This window comes from Bacteroides acidifaciens (assembly GCF_024623065.1).
GTDB classification, from domain to species: domain Bacteria; phylum Bacteroidota; class Bacteroidia; order Bacteroidales; family Bacteroidaceae; genus Bacteroides; species Bacteroides acidifaciens.
Genome location: NZ_JANJZR010000021.1, coordinates 1 through 16,573, shown reverse-complemented (window position 1 = coordinate 16,573; position 16,573 = coordinate 1). Strand labels below are relative to the sequence as shown.

Annotated in this window: 12 protein-coding genes, 1 tRNA gene and 1 pseudogene; 6 read left to right on the top strand and 8 right to left on the bottom strand. The window is 41.3% G+C overall.

The window, feature by feature from the left end; translation table 11 throughout:
* Window positions 1-80: 80 nt before the first annotated feature.
* Window positions 81-590: a DUF5035 family protein gene (locus NSB03_RS08445; RefSeq protein WP_024988156.1), complete on the bottom strand. Its 510-nt coding sequence runs from the start codon at window positions 588-590 to the stop codon at window positions 81-83.
* Between the two features lie 191 nt (window positions 591-781).
* On the opposite strand from NSB03_RS08445, the gene NSB03_RS08440 reads away from it, so the two are divergent.
* The 3 genes and pseudogenes from NSB03_RS08440 to NSB03_RS08430 all read left to right on the top strand — a co-directional run.
* Window positions 782-1,591: a hypothetical protein gene (locus NSB03_RS08440; protein ID WP_024988155.1), complete on the top strand. Its 810-nt coding sequence runs from the start codon at window positions 782-784 to the stop codon at window positions 1,589-1,591.
* Window positions 1,592-1,625: 34 nt separating this feature from the next.
* The gene (locus NSB03_RS08435) at window positions 1,626-2,300 is read left to right on the top strand and encodes an inorganic diphosphatase (RefSeq protein WP_024988154.1); all 675 of its coding nucleotides are present in this window, start codon (window positions 1,626-1,628) and stop codon (window positions 2,298-2,300) included.
* A gap of 47 nt (window positions 2,301-2,347) precedes the next feature.
* Window positions 2,348-5,203, top strand: a pseudogene (locus tag NSB03_RS08430) (bifunctional fucokinase/fucose-1-phosphate guanylyltransferase); the annotation flags it as partial.
* Window positions 5,204-5,299: 96 nt separating this feature from the next.
* On the opposite strand, the gene NSB03_RS08425 reads toward NSB03_RS08430, so the two are convergent.
* The 4 genes from NSB03_RS08425 to NSB03_RS08410 all read right to left on the bottom strand — a co-directional run bounded on the left by NSB03_RS08425 (window position 5,300) and on the right by NSB03_RS08410 (window position 9,454).
* Window positions 5,300-5,956: a hypothetical protein gene (locus NSB03_RS08425; RefSeq protein ID WP_024988152.1), complete on the bottom strand. Its 657-nt coding sequence runs from the start codon at window positions 5,954-5,956 to the stop codon at window positions 5,300-5,302.
* 27 nt (window positions 5,957-5,983) lie between these two features.
* On the bottom strand, window positions 5,984-6,691 hold the full coding sequence (locus NSB03_RS08420) for a hypothetical protein (protein WP_180323278.1): 708 nt from the start codon (window positions 6,689-6,691) through the stop codon (window positions 5,984-5,986).
* Between the two features lie 16 nt (window positions 6,692-6,707).
* Entirely contained in the window at window positions 6,708-7,028 is a 321-nt protein-coding gene (locus NSB03_RS08415; protein ID WP_024988150.1) for a hypothetical protein, read from the bottom strand.
* Between the two features lie 2,353 nt (window positions 7,029-9,381).
* Window positions 9,382-9,454: transfer RNA gene (locus tag NSB03_RS08410), tRNA-Arg, on the bottom strand.
* Window positions 9,455-9,675: 221 nt separating this feature from the next.
* Here NSB03_RS08410 and asnA point away from each other — a divergent pair.
* Window positions 9,676-10,713 carry an aspartate--ammonia ligase gene (gene asnA / locus NSB03_RS08405; protein ID WP_257420587.1) on the top strand — a complete coding sequence of 346 codons (1,038 nt, stop codon included), beginning with the start codon at window positions 9,676-9,678 and terminating at the stop codon, window positions 10,711-10,713.
* Window positions 10,714-10,718: 5 nt separating this feature from the next.
* On the top strand, window positions 10,719-11,381 hold the full coding sequence (gene ung / locus NSB03_RS08400) for a uracil-DNA glycosylase (RefSeq protein WP_135037581.1): 663 nt from the start codon (window positions 10,719-10,721) through the stop codon (window positions 11,379-11,381).
* A gap of 192 nt (window positions 11,382-11,573) precedes the next feature.
* Here ung and NSB03_RS08395 read toward each other — a convergent pair whose 3' ends face one another.
* Window positions 11,574-14,285, bottom strand: coding sequence for a putative LPS assembly protein LptD (locus NSB03_RS08395; RefSeq protein WP_257466328.1), 2,712 nt, complete (start codon window positions 14,283-14,285; stop codon window positions 11,574-11,576).
* 89 nt (window positions 14,286-14,374) lie between these two features.
* The gene (locus NSB03_RS08390; protein WP_135037587.1) at window positions 14,375-14,911 is read right to left on the bottom strand and encodes an HDIG domain-containing metalloprotein; all 537 of its coding nucleotides are present in this window, start codon (window positions 14,909-14,911) and stop codon (window positions 14,375-14,377) included.
* A gap of 69 nt (window positions 14,912-14,980) precedes the next feature.
* Here NSB03_RS08390 and NSB03_RS08385 point away from each other — a divergent pair, with 69 nt between their 5' ends.
* Window positions 14,981-16,147 carry an exo-beta-N-acetylmuramidase NamZ family protein gene (locus tag NSB03_RS08385; RefSeq protein ID WP_024988148.1) on the top strand — a complete coding sequence of 389 codons (1,167 nt, stop codon included), beginning with the start codon at window positions 14,981-14,983 and terminating at the stop codon, window positions 16,145-16,147.
* Between the two features lie 130 nt (window positions 16,148-16,277).
* Here the strand turns inward: NSB03_RS08385 and NSB03_RS08380 are convergent, their stop codons facing one another.
* Window positions 16,278-16,412 (bottom strand): hypothetical protein, encoded by a 135-nt coding sequence (locus NSB03_RS08380; protein WP_257466327.1) that lies wholly within the window; start codon window positions 16,410-16,412, stop codon window positions 16,278-16,280.
* Window positions 16,413-16,573: the final 161 nt, after the last annotated feature.

Genomic DNA, 16,573 nt, shown 5'->3' with positions numbered 1-16,573 from the left:
ATAAAAAAGAAGCGGTTTTCTGTAAACCGCTTCTTTTTTATATCCTGTGCCGAAGTTGTTTTTATTCTTTTCCGTCACCTTTATTCCTCTTTTTCATCATCGACCTTTGTTTTTAAGCCGATTTCTTCTTGTGCTCCTTCACATTCAGCCTTCGAAGAAAGATAAAAAGATAACTTAACTTCACCATCTTCATTGACATGAATAACAGTAGCCTCCACCTCTACTTTGGTTTGCCTTACTCCGTCCTTAAAACGATATTGCCCTTTACTTTCATCAGTCAAATTACCTTCTGTAGAGATTTCCGATTCCGTCAAAAATTTGGGTTTAGCTTTTACTTCTTCATCATTCTGAAGTGTAAAAGTTTTCAATTCGGCACCATTTCCATCCAAAAGTAAAAGAGCCTTTACCTCGTCTCCCACTTTCAGAGCCGGCAACTCATCCATTTTATTGGCATAGTCTTCTTCTTTTGCACTATCACCATCCGATTCAACCTTCACATGTAGCTTTTCGATCTTTATCACAGGACTTTCCCCACTATTGGAACAAGCGCCTAAAAACAATGGTAGCAACAATAATACTCTCTTTTTCATGCTATCGTCGAGTTTATAACGTTACAAAAATACACATAATCTTCTAAACAGCAAATATTTGTGTAGTTAATCACACAACGGCCTTGTTTACAACTATCTCGCCATTCTACTCCATCTCTCATTTTTTATCGTTATCTTTGCCTCGCATATGGGGATAATTTAAAACGACTCAACTTTAAAAAAAGAATAGAATGAAACAAAATGTACTAAAGAAATCCTACGGATTCGTGTTGCTATGTAGCTTGCTATTATTGATGGTATCAATCAGCAGTTGCCAAGAAAGTAAACTCAAAGCAATAGTTACTATTGCAAACAAACAATGCCCAATGGATATGGGAGAAGTCGGTACGATTACCAGCATCACTTATGACGGGAGCAATGTGGTGTACACGCTCAACATGAATGAAAGCATTACCGATATAACCATCTTGAAGGACAACCCCGAAAGCATGAAAGAGTCTATCAAGATTATGTTCCGGAATCCGGCGAAAGATGTCAAAGAGATGCTTAAACTGGTAGCCGAATGTAACGCAGGACTTCAAATGAAGTTTGTAGGGAAAGACTCCGGCCAGGAGGCAGTCTGCGAACTCACCCCCGAAGAAGTGAAAGAAGTTCTCAAAGCCGAATCCGACCCGTCACAAAGCGAACGTGCCAAACTTGAAGCACAACTGAAAATGGCAAATCTGCAATTCCCGATGCAGGCAAGCGAGGAAATCCTTATAGAAAAAATCGAACTTATTGATGAATCGGTTGTTTATATCTGCAAAGTAGATGAAGACGTATGTCCCATCAGCCAGATTGAAGCAAATGCGGAAGAAGTAAAGAAAGGAATTGTTGCAAATTTGGCTGCACAGTCCGACCCGGCAACTCAGGTATTCTTGAAAACCTGTATCAACAATGATAAAAGCGTAGCTTACAGATATATCGGAACGAAATCGGGCAATCATTATGATGTAGTCATCACCCTGCCTGAATTGAAGAAAATGATAATAAAAAAATAAGTATTACGAGAAAAGATTCTACGACGTACCAAGTATGAAAAAGAAACTGAAAGCCGTCTTGTTCGACATGGACGGTGTACTTTTCAACTCTATGCCCTACCACTCCGAAGCCTGGCATAAAGTAATGAAATCTCACGGGCTCACCCTCAGCCGCGAAGAAGCGTATATGCACGAAGGACGGACGGGAGCTGCTACTATCAACATCGTATTCCAACGTGAACTAGGCAGGGAAGCTACCCAGGAAGAGATAGAAAGTATCTATCAGGAGAAAAGTGTCCTGTTCAATTCGTATGCGGAAGCGGAACGTATGCCCGGTGCATGGGAGTTATTACAAAAAATAAAGAGTGAAGGACTGGTTCCTATGGTAGTGACCGGTTCGGGGCAGTTATCGCTGCTCGAGCGATTGGAGCACAACTTTCCGGGCATGTTCAAAAAAGAATTGATGGTTACGGCTTTCGATGTAAAATACGGAAAGCCACACCCGGAACCTTATCTAATGGCACTTAAAAAAGGCGGATTGAACGCAGACGAAGCCGTTGTCATAGAAAACGCTCCGTTGGGAGTGGAAGCCGGACACAAAGCGGGCATCTTCACGATTGCTGTAAACACAGGACCGCTGGACGGACAGGTCTTACTGGATGCAGGAGCTGATTTATTGTTCCCTTCCATGCAAGCACTTAGTGAAGCCTGGGACTCCCTGAACATATAAACATCCGTTTTATTCATTAATATGTTTATCTTTATAATACCGATTCTACTATGCAAAAGTTATTATCCTTACCCCCTAACTTAATCCAGTGTTTTCACGAACTGGAAGAAGTGAATCACGCCGACTGGTTTTGTACGTCAGACCCTATTGGAAGCAAACTGGGTTCCGGCGGTGGAACTACCTGGCTGTTGCAAGCCTGCCATCAGGAATTTGCACCTCAGGATACTTTTAGCAACTGGATAGGACGCGAGAAGAGGATATTGCTTCATGCGGGCGGACAAAGCCGCCGTCTGCCAAGCTACGGGCCTTCCGGTAAGATACTAACTCCCATCCCCATTTTCAGTTGGGAACGAGGACAGAAGTTGGGGCAGAACCTGCTGTCATTGCAGCTTCCGCTATACGAAAGAATCATGAAACAAGCTCCTGCCGGACTGAACACGCTGATAGCCAGCGGAGATGTATATATCCGTTCGGAAAAGCCGTTACAAGACATTCCCAATGTAGATGTCGTGTGCTACGGTCTTTGGGTGAACCCATCACTGGCAACACACCATGGTGTGTTTGTATCCGACCGGAAAAGCCCGGAAGTTCTCGACTTCATGTTGCAGAAACCTTCGCTTGAAGAATTGGAGAGTTTATCCAAAACACATCTTTTCTTGATGGACATCGGCATTTGGATTCTAAGTGACCGTGCCGTGGAAGTATTGATGAAGCACTCGTTAAAAGAAGGAACGAACGATATTAATTATTATGATTTATATTCAGACTACGGATTGGCCCTGGGAGAGCATCCCAAGACAGAAGATGAAGAAATCAACCAACTGTCTGTAGCCATATTACCTTTACCTGGTGGAGAATTCTATCACTATGGCACAAGCCGTGAACTAATTTCTTCCACACTATCCATCCAGGATAAGGTACGCGACCAGAGAAAAATCATGCACCGGAAAGTAAAACCCAATCCGGCTATTTTTATTCAGAATTCTATCACGCAGATTTCTCTTTCGGCCGATAACGCCAACCTTTGGATTGAGAACAGCCATATAGGAAAAGGCTGGAAACTGGGTTCCCGGCAAATCATTACCGGAGTACCGGAAAATTATTGGAACGTCTGTCTGCCGGATGGTATCTGTGTAGATATTATTCCTGTCGGTGAACACGATTTCGTAGCCCGCCCATATGGATTGGATGATGTATTCAAAGGAGCGTTGGAAAAAGTAACGACTACTTATCTCAATATCCCGTTCCCGCAATGGATGGAAGAAAGGGGAATTACGTGGGACGACATCAAAGGTCGCACGGACGATTTGCAGGCCGCTTCCATATTCCCTAAAACTGCTTCAATAGAAGAACTGGGGATATTAGTACGCTGGATGACGTCAGAACCCCAAATGGAAAAAGGAAAAGAACTTTGGCTGAAAGCGGAAAAAGTTTCGGCTGATGAAATTTCGGCAGGTGCTAATCTTAAACGCCTTTATACACAACGCAGCAGTTTCCGCAAAGAGAACTGGAAAGGATTGGCAGCCAACTATGAAAAGAGCGTGTTCTACCAACTCGATTTGCAGGATGCAGCCCATGAATTTGTACGTTTGGATTTAGATACTCCCGACACACTGAAAGAGGATGCCGCACCAATGGTTCGGATACACAACCGCATGCTCCGTGCACGGATTATGAAGTTACGTGGAGAAGATGCTTATCAAAAAGAAGAACAGGCTGCTTTCCAACTGCTTCGCGACGGTTTGCTGGGAGTTATGCCGGAGCGTAAAAACCATCCTATACTCAGCGTTTATTCCGACCAAATCGTATGGGGACGCAGTCCCGTGCGGATTGATGTGGCCGGAGGATGGACGGATACTCCGCCCTACTCTCTTTATTCCGGTGGAAGTGTCGTTAATCTTGCCATAGAATTGAACGGTCAGCCACCATTACAAGTATATGTGAAACCCTGCAAAGAATATCACATCGTACTCCGCTCTATCGACATGGGCGCAATGGAGATTATCAGGAACTATGAAGAACTGCAAGACTATAAGAAAGTCGGTTCTCCGTTCTCCATTCCTAAAGCAGCGCTTAGCTTGGCAGGTTTTGCACCGGTGTTCTCCGCCGAAGCTTACACCTCATTGGAAGAACATTTGAAAGCTTTCGGCTCGGGAATAGAAATTACACTCTTGGCTGCCATCCCGGCAGGTTCCGGCTTGGGGACCAGTTCTATCTTGGCATCCACCGTTCTCGGGGCTATCAATGATTTCTGCGGACTGGCCTGGGACAAGAATGATATTTGCAGTTACACATTAGTACTGGAGCAACTCCTGACCACAGGCGGCGGTTGGCAAGACCAATACGGCGGTGTATTTTCTGGTGTCAAACTGCTTCAATCCGAAGCAGGTTTCGAGCAGAAACCGTTAGTACGATGGCTACCCGACCAGCTCTTTGTTCATCCTGATTATCGCGACTGCCACTTGCTATACTATACAGGAATCACCCGTACAGCCAAAGGTATATTAGCCGAAATTGTCAGCTCCATGTTCCTCAATTCCGGTCCGCATCTAAGTTTGCTAGCCGAAATGAAAGCACACGCCATGGATATGAGCGAAGCTATCCTGCGCAGTAATTTCGATAGCTTCGGTCGATTGGTCGGCAAAACCTGGATACAAAACCAAGCATTGGACTGCGGTACGAATCCACCGGCAGTAGCGGCTATTATCGAGATGATTAAGGATTATACATTAGGATACAAACTTCCCGGAGCAGGTGGCGGCGGTTACTTATACATGGTAGCCAAAGACCCGCAAGCAGCCGGACAGATCCGACGGATACTGACGGAGCATGCTCCCAATCCTCGTGCCCGCTTTGTAGAAATGACGCTTTCCGAAAAAGGACTCCAAGTTTCAAGAAGCTAAAGAAAAGAGGAAGAGACGGAGATAAGTAAACAGGAATGGAAACTAAAAGGCAGCAAGTGAATGTTACTTCAAATGCTGCCTTTTGATACTTTCAAATTATAATTGGATAAATTCTACATCGTCTACTTGAAGTTCCTGCTTACCAAATGTATAGTAACCAAATCCTGTATATTCTAATGGCATATAACGTACTTTCAGAATCTGTACACCATCAACAATGAATGTAAGAACCTGTCCATCGCTTATAAGTTCCCATTCTTGGTCAACCTTTTTTTTATCCTTCCATTTTACACCTTGTTGGATAGCTCCTACCACTATTCCATCCACTCTACGTTCAAATCGTACCATTTCATTATTGAAATTGAAACAATAGAAGTTTCCTCCGTCCCTATAATTAAAGACTAATCCAGTGGTACGATCATTTGTCAATTTCTGAATATTGACGTGCGTTCTGATTTTGAAAGGTTTCTGTACATCAAGCGGAGCATAGCAATGAGTCTCAAAGAATGTATTTGCACCAACTTTAGTAGCTACACCACTTAATGCAGTAAGAGCAATTCCTAACCCTTTATTTTCTCCTTTTGATACGATAGTCATTTTGCCCCCATCTATGACGGCTGTTCCATTATTACTTTCAAAAGCACATTCTGTCCATTCGAGAGAATTCGCATCAAACGTTTCTTTAAAATTTTGGGCATTTGTCTGATTAAGCAAGATGAATGCCATTCCAACTGTAAATACTAACTTTTTCATAAATTATAATATTAAATGATTAAAAAATTAAAGACTACTAACTTTGCCTATACGTGTTTGTAACTCTTCGATCAAGGGCTCTAACTCTTTAGGAATACGGTCTACTTCAGTAAACTCTCCATGTCTCGCAGCCATAGTTCCTGCAACTTCTGATGAAACTTTTATTTGAAAAGCGACACGCTTAGGTGTCGAAATATCCCTAATCGTTACTCTATTCCTTATCTGCTTTTCAGATAGACTAAATGCCTTGTATTGCCATGGAGTTTGTAAATAACCACCATATATATCAGTAGCGGCAATTTCATCAAAGTAATTCAAAAGTATTTGATGTAGTAATTTCCATGCAGGTGAAGCATCCACTTTATCACCATCCACATGATAATAAAGGGAATCCAAATCAATTGTAAAAAATTTATTCACAACACCGGATGCGGCAGAAGCACGATAAAATCCATCTTGCTGCAATGCAAAAGACAAACTAGTCCGTTTATCCCCTCCATAAAACTTAGTCAAAATCGGTTTATATTCATTACATTCACATCGGATGATTATAACTTCATTTTTTTTCTTTGGACGTGTAAATTCTGCATATCCATAACCTGCTAAAGCATTATTTATATATATGGCAGCATCCTTGGGTTCAACGGTAACCTTTACAACCTTAGGTATTTTCTCTGCGTGACACACGACCACAGACATTAATAGTACTGTTATTAAAAGTAAGAATTTTTTCATAATCATATTACTTACATTATTTAATTTGAGGTTTAACTTGTTGTCCAGAAGAATAACGATAATCTTTAGGAATATTCAATTCAAACAACTGATTTTTCTTTCCTTTGACATAATAATTCCTATTATATATCTCAACACCATTTTCTCTACATGAAACTTTAATATAATCAGTTCCTTTGGGAACAATATAGTTAACTTGTCCTCGCCCAACATATTCTTCGTCAACATATATTTCTATATGTTGCTCATCGCATAAGAGGCTTATTGGAATACTGGTAGCACATGAAATAAAAATAGTAATGGTTATAAATAGTCCAATAAATTTAAATGTTCTCATTTTAATAGATTGTTTATCTTTCTATACCCTCAATAGAAAGGGTCAATTACAGAAATAAGTGTGAGGATACGCAATTATATTGCCCACTTGCCAATTGGCGGTAGTTTCAGGTTAGAACTGTCTATTTTGTATAATAAATGTATTATAGTCAGTGTTCCCTACTGACTGTTACATAATAAAAAAGCGTGGGAACTGTTAATTTCTTATCTGTCTTAGAGGTATCGCCAAACACCCACGGAACAAATAAACAACAGTCCCACGCCACTATGAATATACAATCTAAAAAGGAGTATAAACACGAGGCGTGAGCGTCCTGTTGTATTACATTTGTTCCGCTTTTGAAAATTGGCGATTTTCTAAGACAAAGTAATATCATCAAACGCTCTATATTAACTAATAAGTCCTTTCAGACTTAACGCATTAAGTATCTGAAATTGTTGCAAAGTTACTAAAAGCTATTTAATTTGCAAAAACTATTGTTTATTAAAAGTTGAGAACTGTCTCTTCTCAATTATTCAATGTTGGTATAAAACTTGATTAATTCCCCAATCCCACTTCACCAAAGCATAGCATCTCAACAAGATGGATTTTCTAAAATTAAAGAGAGAAGAATAATAGTAGAAATTCTATCTATATGCCCCAATAAGTACTGTATTTAATTCTGATTTAGAACAGTTTGGCTTAGTTCTATTCCAATAAATGTACTATATTTGTGTTTACATATTAAATGAATTCTTATTACATAAGAGAAAGCAATAAATGAAACTAACTGATAAAAACATCTGGAAGTATGAGGGCCTAATATTACTTTGGTGTATAATTACGATGTTACTTCATCCTCTTTCATTCATGGAAATTACTTGGCTGATAGAGGGTGCTGTTATTCCAACCTATCTATGTTCATACTTACTTGGCAGTATTATTGCATGGTTATTTTACAAAGGCAATTCTTGGTGGAAATTGGCTTTACTTACATTTTTCTCCATAAATATTTTGTTCACATGGTTAATGCAAATAGAAGTCTATGACTGTGGGGATGCAATGACATGGCTCATGTTTACAACAATGAATATTTTTAATACATTGCTATCTGCTGTATTAATATGTGGGTGTTGTTACTATATCCAAAAACGATATAATATATGGAATTAACGGGTAAAAGATTTTGGATATTAGGATTACAATCGATAGTTATTGTATCAATCCTGTCATGTACAACAAATTGAAAGACTGGGTTAAATCCTTAGAGCTTACAAACAGACTGCCCGATAGTCTTTTAACCTTTCTGACCTGTGTAAATCTCACCTTGACGTTGTAAGCTCCGGCACTCTAAATCTCACCCTTCTTAATTTCTTCTCTAATAATCAGCATATTAGTTTATTTCAAATTAGGAAACAAGAAAGCCAATTATATACTATTCTACATTATGAATCCGGCTCAGTTGTAATTCTTGGGGATTTGATTCAAGACAATCACATCCTTAAAATTTAATTCAATTCTATACTGTAATGAATGAGATTTTGTTTTCAATTACTGATTTGCATAAGTATAACATGAACTTTTGACTCATAAGTTCCACCCGTTTCACCTTATAACTGAAACATCGATGAATAAGGAGATAGCGGGTGAAAGCGTAGGAAAAAAACAGGTGAAGTCTTCCATTATCGCTTTCACCTTTTGAATTTATTTATACCGATTGCTAGACATATATAGCCACCGTGATGGACATATATAGCCACCGTGCTGAATATATAGATGCAATACGGTGAGTATATAGATGCAATCTGTTGAATCTATAGATGTACCAATTTAAGTATTAACAGATGAGAACCAAGGTATTAACACCTGACGACTAGGCTATTAACATCTAACAGTTCATCTGTTAATACCTGACAATGGATTTGCTATAAGCCTATTTTCATTAGCTATAATGATATCCAGATTAGCTATAATGATATTGGTTTTAGCTCAAAGGATATTTTGAAAAAACAAGGTGAAACCGATAATGTTCTGTTTCACCTGATTTCACCCCCCGCTTTCACCCGCTATAGCCTTATTCATCGGCATTTCAGGAATCAGGTGAAAGCGATGAATGGCAATAATCTTATAGTGGCATTGATGATACTTTAGTTATAAAGAAAGAGGTAAGTTACACAGTATTCCGCTATCGAACGAGTCAGAACTGCACAGTTTAGCTCACTTTCACACAGGAATGAATCTATTTTGTTAAGAATGTGATTGCCCTGAATCAAATCCCCCAATTTTCAGAATGAGCCATGAATCCACTCTTAAGCAACACCAGCAAACAAAAGAAATCCCTCAATAATCTACTGACTATCAAGGGATTCATCTGTGACCCCGGTGCGATTCAAACGCACGACCTTCAGAACCGGAATCTGACGCTCTATTCACTAAGCTACGGAGCCATTCTTTTCAAATGCGAGGACAAAAGTATAAAAAAACTTCTCATTTTCCTAATGTTTCTTCTTTTTTTATACTTCTTATATAACTTTCCCTTATCCAAGTTCTGTTATTTTGAAACGCTTTACAGTATTTACTTTATCAATTTGACAATATTTTAGAGAATATCCATTACATATATCAATTTTATTCCTATCTTTGTCGACAATCAACATTCAATAAACCTATGAGTTACTTGATAAAACCTAAGAACTATAACCCACTACTCGACCTCAAACAGACCGAGTTGGGAATCAAACAAATAAAAGAGTTCTTCCAGTTAAACTTATCGTCCGAATTGCGTCTCCGACGTGTGACTGCCCCCCTGTTTGTGTTGAAAGGTATGGGTATCAATGATGACTTGAATGGAATAGAACGCCCTGTTTCTTTCCCTATCAAAGACTTGGGCGATGCACAAGCCGAAGTAGTTCATTCATTGGCTAAATGGAAAAGACTGACATTAGCCGATTACCATATCGAACCCGGTTATGGCATTTATACAGATATGAACGCCATCCGCTCCGATGAAGAACTGGGCAACCTACATTCTCTCTACGTAGACCAGTGGGACTGGGAGCGTGTCATTACCAATGAAGACCGGAACGTAAACTTCCTGAAAGAGATCGTCAACCGTATTTATGCGGCTATGATCCGTACAGAATATATGGTATACGAAATGTATCCGCAAATCAAGCCGTGCCTGCCACAAAAGCTACATTTCATCCATTCAGAAGAATTACGCCAACTTTATCCAGATCTGGAGCCTAAATGCCGCGAACATGCTATCTGCAAAAAATACGGAGCCGTGTTTATTATAGGTATCGGTTGCAAACTAAGCGACGGTAAGAAGCATGACGGACGTGCACCGGACTACGATGACTACACATCCAAAGGACTCAACGACCTCCCCGGACTGAACGGCGACCTCCTTCTGTGGGACGATGTACTGCAACGTTCCATTGAACTGTCATCCATGGGTATCCGTGTAGACAAAGAAGCCCTTCAACGTCAGTTGAAAGAAGAGAAAGAAGAGAAACGACTGGAACTTTATTTCCACAAGCGACTGATGAACGACACCCTTCCATTATCTATCGGTGGTGGTATCGGACAATCCCGCTTGTGTATGTTCTACCTGCGCAAAGCCCATATTGGAGAAATACAAGCCAGTATCTGGCCCGAAGATATGCGCAAGGAATGTGAGGAACTTGAAATACATCTTATATAATTACTATGAACGTACAGATTGAAGAAAGCTGGAAGACACATCTGGCACCTGAATTCGACAAAGACTACTTTCGCACACTGACCGATTTCGTCAAAAGCGAATATAGCCAGTATCAGATATTTCCACCGGGAAAACTGATATTCAATGCTTTCAATCTTTGCCCCTTTGACAAAGTGAAAGTTGTAATTATAGGACAAGATCCTTACCATGGACCGGGACAAGCACATGGTCTCTGTTTCTCTGTGAATGACGGAGTCCCCTTCCCCCCTTCATTGGTAAACATCTTCAAAGAAATAAAAGCAGATATTGGTTCAGACGCCCCGACCACGGGAAACCTGACTCGCTGGGCAGAACAAGGAGTTCTATTACTCAACGCAACCCTGACCGTACGTGCCCGCCAGGCAGGTTCACATCAGAATAAGGGCTGGGAAACATTTACCGATGCTGCCATCCGTGCCCTGGCAGAAGAAAAAGAAAATCTGGTATTTATCCTGTGGGGCTCATATGCTCAAAAGAAAGGAGCGTTTATCGACCGCAACAAACATCTGGTGCTCACCTCTGCCCACCCCTCTCCTCTTTCAGCTTACAACGGCTTCTTTGGAAACAAACATTTCAGCCGTACAAACGATTACCTGAAAGCACATGGAAAAACTGAAATCGCATGGTAGTTGGAGAAGTCGAGAATGGAGAGTTAAGAATAAAGAGAAAAAGCAAAGAGTAAAAAAGAGCAAAAAGCAAAAAAATGGCTGCACTATTCGTCGAATGATAGCGCAGCCATTTTTCTTTTTCTATATTGTAGCAAAACAATTACACGCCCGAATTTCTACTCTCAACTCTCAATTATTAATTCTCCACTTATCCTAGTACCACTGAATGTTACTTTGCGTCTGGCTTCTCTGCTCATACTTCAAGTCTTGCAAGATGCTTGCATTCGCACGAATCGTAACATTGTAGTATTTCCAGCGTCCGAAAGGAGAAAGGCTGGCGGACAGGTTGAAACAGTGCAAATCACGGGAGATTGTACAAGAAGTCTGCGTAATCTCTTTTGCCTGAAAATCATAACCGGAGTTGAACGAGAGCGACCAGTTGTTAGAAATCTTTATATTTCCGTTTGCATTAATGTTATGCGTATACGTATAAGGGTATCTCATAGAATGACGGTTGATAGGTTTCGTCCTATCCTCGCGAATATTGAACGAATAACTAAGACTCAACGACCAAGGCATCTTAAACACCTGATAGCCATCCGGGTCAGCTTGTGCTTTCTCTACCTTCTTAGGCGTAGTGCCATCTCCTTCCGTTCCGTCAGCATCTTCATCCTCTCCATCCTCCGACTTCTTATCCTTGCCTTGTTCATCCTCTTTCGGACCGAACCATTTCTTCCAGGTGTCATTATTAAAGGTATAGTTGAAAGAAGAGCCATATCCTTGGAAACGTCCGAAACGTCCATACGACCATTCCGTACGATTACCGGTCACCACATCACCATTCTTATCGAACGTATAAGCATATGTAGCAAACGATGCATTCATGTTGAAAGTATAATTTTTCGTCAGTTTCAAACGGATGTTCATACTTAAATCACTCCATGGCCTCTCTTTGGCAGCCATATTATAGGACATGTTCGCTCCCAATTCATCAATCAGACTGACTTTTTTAAGCGTATCTTTTTTGGCATCGTAATACTTCATCTCCAAATTATTTGAGATAGAGAAGGTGACTGTTCCCGATCCTTCACGCGAAGGCACTCCATAAGGTTGCCTCGTGAAAGGGGAATAATATTGCGTATTGCCATTATAATCTGTATATTCTTCCCAGTATTTGCTGAATCCCGGAGCACCGCTAAGACTTACCTGCGGCGTGAATACATGACGAATCTGTATTTCTTTCTTCTTAGCAAAAAGAGGTTTGTACATACCATATAGTTTCGTACTCAAACTCAAACTTGCCGAATAATCGGATACCCGGTAAAAGCCATTCAGCGTATCACCCGGCAATGCTTCCAATTTATGCTCTACCTCATTGTATTGCTGATTAATCTTACGAGTATACCAGCGTTCCGTATAATTGACCGAAGGTGAAACCTGTAAATATTTGAACAGCGTAAAAGTAGCGCTGATAGGAATATTATGATTCATTGCATTTTCCCATTCGCTCAGTCCGGCTTTGAATAAACGGTCATCCTTCGTACGGATACTGTTTGTCAGACGTCCGGTATAGCTAAGAGAAATCTTCTCATACCAACGTTCGGCACCTGCCGCTTTCTTACGTTTGAACGGGAACAGACGGCTTAATGTAATATTCAAGTCAGGCAAAGTGACCGCAATAGAAGAGTCACTCATTGTCTGTGCGATATTAGTAGTTCCGGATAAGGTCAGACCGATATCGGGGAAACTTCGCGAGTAACTGATACTTGATGTTTTGGTATTCTGAGTCAACAACTGGGAGTTATAGAGGTTGTTGATATTGGAACGTTCGTAACTACTGGTTGAGAAGTTCACACTGGCAGAGAAAGTGCTGTTCGGGCTGGCCTTGGCATCCTGACGATGATTCCATACTACCTTAAAATCCTTGGCAACTGCATAGTCCGGCATCCCTTTATCTCCCGTCTTGGTGACCTGATAGTCCGCTTGCAGTGTACCGGAGTATTTATAGCGCTTATTATAATTTGTTAATCCGGACAGTCTCCATGAACCTTTCGTGAAAATATCCCCCGTCATCTTCAAGTCCATTATATCACTGATGGCAAAATAATATCCCCCTTCGGCCAGACCGAAACCACGGCTGGAGTCGTCCATATAAGTCGGCATAATGAAACCGGAAGAATAACTGCTGGAGAACGGGAAGAAAAAGAACGGAACAGCCAATGGCAAGGGGACGTCTTCCACTACCAGATAGGCGGGCCCTGTTACCACATTCTTTTTAGGACGTACTTTCGCACGCGTCAATTGCATATAAAAGTGAGGATGATCGTGGTGGTCGCAAGTCGTATAACGTCCATGCTCCATAAAGATTTCATCATTCGCCCCTTTCTTTGCCTTACTACCGGTCACGTATCCTTCTCCCTGCTGGGTAACGATGTCCGTGATTCCTGCTTTCTTGGTCTTGAAGTTATAACGGATAGTTTCCGTATCATAAGAAGTATCCCCCTCTTTGAATACAGGTTTGCCTTTTTCCACTCCGGTGGAGTCTTTGATGCCATAGGCATGAACAGTACTGCTGTCCAGGTTCATCGAAATGACTTCGGCAGCCAGTTCGATATTCTGATAATTGACCTTTCCGCTACCGTAAAGCGTAGCAGACCCGCCCAAAGTAAATACGGTGGAGTCGTTAGATTCATATACAACCGGTGCATCAAGCGGTTGCTTCTTCTGAACGGGTGCGACGGAATCAATGCGTACCGTAACCGTATCCGCCTTCAAAGAATCTTTCCCTTGCAGGGAGTCCTTCTGTGCAGTATTGGAGGCAATCATTCCTCTTCTTCGACGCTGAGACGTAGCCTCATCGGGAAGCATCAGTAAGACAATCAGCAGTATGAATGATATAAGTATTTTTGCTTTCAATGGCGCCATTAACTAATAGTTTACGCTTGAAGTGGCAAAAGTACACAAACTTCACCAATTATGAGCCAGAAACTTCGTTATTTAATTATTTTTTAGTGCTATAAAAAGAGAGAACACCATCTATCAAAGCGACTCAGACCTTCCTCACCATATTTTGCAATACTTCGCCGCGCTTTCTCCACTGTTTTCTCTTCATCCAGATGGGTTTTAGAAAAGAACTTATCCGCAAAGCAAATCAATTGCTCCTCTAAAGTAATGGGCAGCATCTCGCGATGAGGAACGGGAAGTTGCTGGGCAATGATATCCTCCAACGAAAGTCCGGCTCCCGTATGACGTTCGCACACCAATGCGTGTTGAGGGAAACCTTCCGCCCGCAAGATTTCGGCTCCCAAATATCCGTGCGCGATATAAGGATGAGTGCCAAAGCACTGAATGGCTGGAGCGTCCGTCTGAAAAATACCAATATCATGCAACAGAGCGGCTTCTTTCACAAAACTCCGGTTTAAACGCAATTCGGGATGAGCATCCAGCATTTTCATTGCTTTTCCGGCCACAGCCAGACTATGTATTACTAAGATTTGTCTCTGCTGCGTATTCTCCGAATAATATTTATCAATGATTTCGTATGGATTCATGTGCTTGTTTTTTTTGCTCTCTTGATGAGAAATTAATATTTTTGTGCAATATTACAAAAAATCACCGACATGAGAAATAGACTTTCCCTTATTCTTTATTTTCTATTTATCGCGCTCTTTCCCGAGTGTGTCAGCGGCAAAGTTGCTACAGGTGCCGAACGCTTCGAACAATACCTGCCGTTTATCCGGGGGAAACGTGTCGGAATGGTTGTAAACCACACTTCTGTTGTCGGGACGAAGCAGACTCACTTGCTCGATACCCTACTGAAGCAAAACATCAATGTAATCAAAGTATTTGCCCCCGAACATGGATTCCGGGGAAATGCAGATGCGGGGGAGACTGTGAAAGACGGAAAAGATTCGCACACCGGAGTTCCCATCGTTTCCCTTTACGGCAACAACAAAAAGCCGACTGCCGCCCAACTAAAAGACATCGACATTATCTTATTTGATATTCAGGATGTGGGAGCACGCTTCTATACTTATATCAGTACGATGTATTATGTAATGGAAGCCTGCGCAGAAAATAACAAGGAGATGATTGTACTGGACCGTCCCAATCCATGTGATTACGTAGAAGGGCCAATACTGAAACCGGCTTACCGAAGTTTTGTCGGCATGCTACCTATCCCCGTGCTTCACGGATGCACCATCGGCGAACTGGCACAAATGATAAACGGGGAAGGATGGATTGCCAACAAGAAAAATCCTTGCCCATTAAGGATAATCCCAATGACCGGATGGAAACACGGAGAACCTTATTCACTTCCCATAAAACCCTCTCCTAATCTACCGAATGACCAGTCCATCCGCCTGTACGCCTCGCTTTGCCCTTTCGAAGCAACCCGTGTCAGCGTAGGCCGGGGAACTACATTTCCTTTTCAAGTACTGGGGGCACCCAACAAGAAATATGGAGATTTTACTTTTACTCCCCACTCTCTCCCCGGCTTTGACAAAAATCCGATGCACAAGAATGTTGCTTGCTATGGAGAAGACCTTAGGAACGAGGACGACATGAACGGATTTACGCTCCGCTACTTCCTGCATTTCTACCGTTTGTCCGGTGAAGGCACAGCTTTCTTCTCCCGCGCCCGATGGTTTGATTTGCTTTTAGGTACAGATAGTGTACGCAAAGCTATCCTTAGAGGGGATTCGGAAGAAAAAATAAGAAATAGCTGGCAAAAGGAATTACAGGATTACAAAGAGATGAGAACAAAATATCTTCTCTATGAGTAAAAAACAACTATCATGCTCTCATTTATTTTCATAAATCACTTATTACTAGAGCAATAAATATGATAGATAACATTTATTTCTGGTATCTATCATACTTAGACCATCAAAATGGGGTATCTATCATAGTTGATTATTCCACATCCTCTCCCAAACTTTCATTTTTTTCCGTCCATCGCCAACTTGCAATACCATTCTCTTTTTGCTCATCCCAAACAGCACGAATCTTTTTAGCTTCAAATACTTTTATAGCATCTCTTTCAGTCATAGCATTATGAGCCTGTTTAAATTCTCTTCAGTCATAATCTTATAGCTGATATTTCAACTTAACCCGGCTCTTCTTGTCGCGTCTGTCTGTAGTTGGCGGAAGGGGTGTTAACAGTTGCGCTCTTGGCTATTAATAGAAAACTTCCCGCCCATTAAGTATAA

Excerpts from the sequence above, each read along its gene's own strand:
- NSB03_RS08440 (WP_024988155.1), top strand. The coding sequence starts at position 782 with ATGAAACAAAATGTACTAAAGAAATCCTACGGATTCGTGTTGCTATGT.
- NSB03_RS08390 (WP_135037587.1), bottom strand. The coding sequence starts at position 14,911 with ATGAATCCATACGAAATCATTGATAAATATTATTCGGAGAATACGCAG.
- NSB03_RS08435 (WP_024988154.1), top strand. The coding sequence starts at position 1,626 with ATGAAAAAGAAACTGAAAGCCGTCTTGTTCGACATGGACGGTGTACTT.
- NSB03_RS08425 (WP_024988152.1), bottom strand. The coding sequence starts at position 5,956 with ATGAAAAAGTTAGTATTTACAGTTGGAATGGCATTCATCTTGCTTAAT.
- NSB03_RS08380 (WP_257466327.1), bottom strand. The coding sequence starts at position 16,412 with ATGACTGAAAGAGATGCTATAAAAGTATTTGAAGCTAAAAAGATTCGT.
- NSB03_RS08420 (WP_180323278.1), bottom strand. The coding sequence starts at position 6,691 with ATGAAAAAATTCTTACTTTTAATAACAGTACTATTAATGTCTGTGGTC.
- NSB03_RS08385 (WP_024988148.1), top strand. The coding sequence starts at position 14,981 with ATGAGAAATAGACTTTCCCTTATTCTTTATTTTCTATTTATCGCGCTC.
- NSB03_RS08445 (WP_024988156.1), bottom strand. The coding sequence starts at position 590 with ATGAAAAAGAGAGTATTATTGTTGCTACCATTGTTTTTAGGCGCTTGT.
- NSB03_RS08415 (WP_024988150.1), bottom strand. The coding sequence starts at position 7,028 with ATGAGAACATTTAAATTTATTGGACTATTTATAACCATTACTATTTTT.
- asnA (WP_257420587.1), top strand. The coding sequence starts at position 9,676 with ATGAGTTACTTGATAAAACCTAAGAACTATAACCCACTACTCGACCTC.
- NSB03_RS08395 (WP_257466328.1), bottom strand. The coding sequence starts at position 14,285 with ATGGCGCCATTGAAAGCAAAAATACTTATATCATTCATACTGCTGATT.
- ung (WP_135037581.1), top strand. The coding sequence starts at position 10,719 with ATGAACGTACAGATTGAAGAAAGCTGGAAGACACATCTGGCACCTGAA.